Source organism: Cryobacterium sp. 10I1 (genome assembly GCF_035019805.1).
Taxonomy (GTDB): Bacteria; Actinomycetota; Actinomycetes; order Actinomycetales; family Microbacteriaceae; genus Cryobacterium; species Cryobacterium glucosi.
In genome coordinates this window covers 1-3,205 of record NZ_JASJVF010000313.1, presented here as the reverse complement: position 1 = coordinate 3,205, position 3,205 = coordinate 1, and the positions used below count along the sequence as shown (strand labels likewise).

1 protein-coding gene and 1 pseudogene are annotated in these 3,205 nt (G+C 68.6%); both read left to right on the top strand.

Features of this window, described 5'->3' with window-relative positions; genetic code table 11:
* The first annotated feature begins 57 nt into the window (after positions 1 to 57).
* Positions 58 to 2,538, top strand: coding sequence for an ATP-dependent helicase (locus QN345_RS17135; protein ID WP_322189866.1), 2,481 nt, complete (start codon positions 58 to 60; stop codon positions 2,536 to 2,538).
* Positions 2,538 to 3,205, top strand: a pseudogene (locus QN345_RS17130) (FUSC family protein); the annotation flags it as partial. The gene QN345_RS17135 and the pseudogene QN345_RS17130, both read left to right, overlap by 1 nt.

The following is a 3,205-nucleotide window of genomic DNA, read 5'->3' as shown; positions in this document are numbered from 1 at the left end:
GTCTAAGCGGTGCCCCTGCCGGTGTCAGGGGCACCGCTTAGACTTGGAGGCGAGATGATGACGCCCTTCGACCCGGACAACACCCCCGCACGCACTTCTTCGGCAACGCCGATAATCCTGGACGGCTATGGCGACGGCTACGGCCCCGGCCGCCCCGATGGCGAGCCCGGCCAGCGGCAGAGTCCCCTGCTCGACGGGCTCAACCCGCAGCAGCTCGAAGCCGTCGAGTACCGCGGGCCGTCCCTCCTCATCATCGCGGGTGCGGGCAGTGGCAAGACGAGCGTGCTGACCCGCCGCATCGCGAGCCTGCTCGAGACCCGGGAGGCCTACCCGAGCCAGATCCTCGCGATCACCTTCACGAACAAGGCCGCCGCCGAGATGCGCGAGCGGGTCAAGGTCCTCCTCGGCGAGGGTTCAGAGGGCATGTGGATCTCGACCTTCCATTCCTCCTGCGTCCGCATCCTGCGTCGCGAGGCAGAGAGCGCCGGCCTCTCCTCGAGCTTCAGCATCTACGACTCCGCGGACACCAAGGTCACCCTCAAGCGCATCATCAAGTCGCTCGACGCCGACACGTACGGATTCACGCCCGGCAACGCCGCCGCGAAGATCTCCAAGCTCAAGAACGAGCTCGCCGACGTCGATTCCTACGCCCGCAACGCCAACCTCAGTGACCCGCAGGAGGTCATGTTCATCGAGATCTTCCGCCAGTACACGCAGCGCCTGCGTGCGGCGAACGCCCTCGACTTCGACGACCTGATCGGCGAGACGGTCTACCTGTTCCGCGCCTTCCCCCGCGTCGCCGCAACCTACCGGCGGCGCTTCCGGCATATCCTCGTCGACGAATACCAGGACACCAACCACGCCCAGTACTCGCTCGTACGCGAACTCACGCTACCCGTCACCGCAGAGCTCGCCGACGAACTCGAGGCGACCGGCGTGCACGTGCGCAACCTGCGCGAGCCGACTGGCGGCATCCCCGGTGCCTCCCTCACCGTCGTCGGCGACTCCGACCAGTCCATCTACGCCTTCCGCGGCGCCGACACCCGCAACATCAGCGAATTCGAACGGGACTTCCCCGGCACGAAGGTCATCCTGCTCGAGCAGAACTACCGCTCGACCCAGAACATCCTCTCGGCGGCGAACGCCGTGATCGGCCACAACTTCGACCGCAAAGACAAGAAGCTGTGGAGCGCGGGCGGCGACGGCGAGAAGATCGTCGGCTACACCGCGTACAACGGTCACGACGAGGCCCAGTTCGTCGCGGACGAGATCGAGACGCTGCACGGGGCCGGCATGGCGTACCGGGACATGGCCGTGTTCTACCGCACCAACGCCCAGACCAGGGCGCTCGAGGAGATCTTCGTCCGCGCCGCCGTGCCGTACCGGGTCGTCGGCGGCACCAAATTCTACGAGCGTGCCGAGATCAAGGACGCGCTCGCCTACCTGATCGCGGTCGCCAACCCCGACGACGAGCTCGCCCTGCGGCGCATCCTGAACACCCCCAAGCGCGGCATCGGCCCCGCAACGGAGACCGGGCTCGGCAGCTTCGCCGAGGCCAACCAGATCAGCTTCCGCGAGGCGATGCGCGATTCCGCGTCCCTCGGACTCGGCCAGAAGGTCACCGGCGCGATCCTGCAGCTGGCCGGCGTGCTCGACGAGGCCGCCCTCAAGATCGACCCGGCGTATCCCGGCGGGCCGGTGAACGTCTCCGAGCTGCTGACCTTCGTGCTCGAGGGCAGCGGGCTGCTCACGGTGCTGCGCAACAGCCGCGACCCCCAGGACGAAGCGCGGGCGGAGAACATCGAGGAACTCGTCGCCCAGACGAAGGACTTCAACCGGGAGAACCCCGACGCCGGCCTCGTCGACTTCCTCACCCAGGTCTCGCTCGTCGCGGCAGCGGACGACCTCGACGACGCCTCGGGCACCGTCTCCCTGATGACACTGCACACCGCGAAGGGCCTCGAGTACGAAGCCGTGTTCCTGACCGGGGTCGAGGAGGGGCTGCTGCCCCACCAGATGTCGGCGAACGAGCCGGGCGGCCCCGCCGAGGAACGCCGCCTGTTCTACGTGGGCATCACCCGGGCCCGGCAGCGCCTCTACCTCTCGCTCGCGATGACCCGCGCCCAGTTCGGCGAGATCAACGTGGCCATGCCGAGCCGTTACCTCCAGGAGATCCCGGCCGCGCTGATCGACTGGAAGCAGTCGCCCGGCATGGCCAACTCCCGGAACGGCACCCAGTCGCGTGCGCTCAATCGCAGGGACGGCTTCGGCGGCGGCTTCAACTCCACCCGCAGCGGTTTCAGCGAGCTGCCGCCCGCCCCGAAACCGAAGACCGAGTGGGCGAACGCCGTCACCCAGGTCCGCGACAACGGCGACCTCGAGCTCGCGGCCGGCGACCGGATCCGGCACTCGAGCTTCGGCGACGGGCGCGTCAACCAGGTCGCCGGCGAGGGCACCAAGCGGGTCGCACACGTCCAGTTCGATACGGCGGGCGCAAAGAAGCTCCTGATCAAGATCGCGCCGATCGAGAAGATCTAGTGTCGGAGGGACTCCTCGAACGGGTGCGTTCGCTGCGCGCGCTCGACATCGAAGTGGCCGTGCGAGCGAGCCTCGCGATGGCACTTCCACTGGTGCTCCTCGTGGTCTGGGGGCGCCTCGACTGGACCGCCTACGCGTCCTTCGGTGCGATGACGGCGCTCTACGGCCGCAACGACCCCTACCGGCTCCGTGCCCGCACCATCAGCATCGGCGGGGGATTCCTGCTCGTGAGCATCACCCTCGCGCTCATCGTGGCCATCGCCGGTGCGAGCCTTCCCCTCCTGACCGCCGGCCTGCTGTTCGTCGTGGCCGCCGGCATCCTGATCGCCGCGACCGCCGGGCTCGTGCCCGGCACCCCGCTGTTCTTCGTGTTCGCGTTCGCGGTCTGCGCCCAGGTGCCGACGCCCGCGGCGGAATTCGGACCGCGGCTGCTCGTGGCGGTGTGCGGTGCGGTCTTCGCCTGGTTGCTGACGATGTCCGGCTGGACGCTCCGGCGGCTCTCGGGGGACCGGTCTGCCGTGCTGTTCAAAGGTCTGCCGCGGCGGCCGCGCCTCTGGCCGCGGGCCGTCACCGATCCGCAGGTCTGGCTGGCGATCCTGCAGAACGTCGTGGGCGTGCTCATCGCCGGCGGTCTGGCGATCGCCGCCGGAATCGGGCACCCCTACTG

What these genes read in the sequence shown, in the direction of transcription:
- QN345_RS17135 (WP_322189866.1), top strand. Translation starts at nt 58, where the DNA reads ATGACGCCCTTCGACCCGGACAACACCCCCGCACGCACTTCTTCGGCA.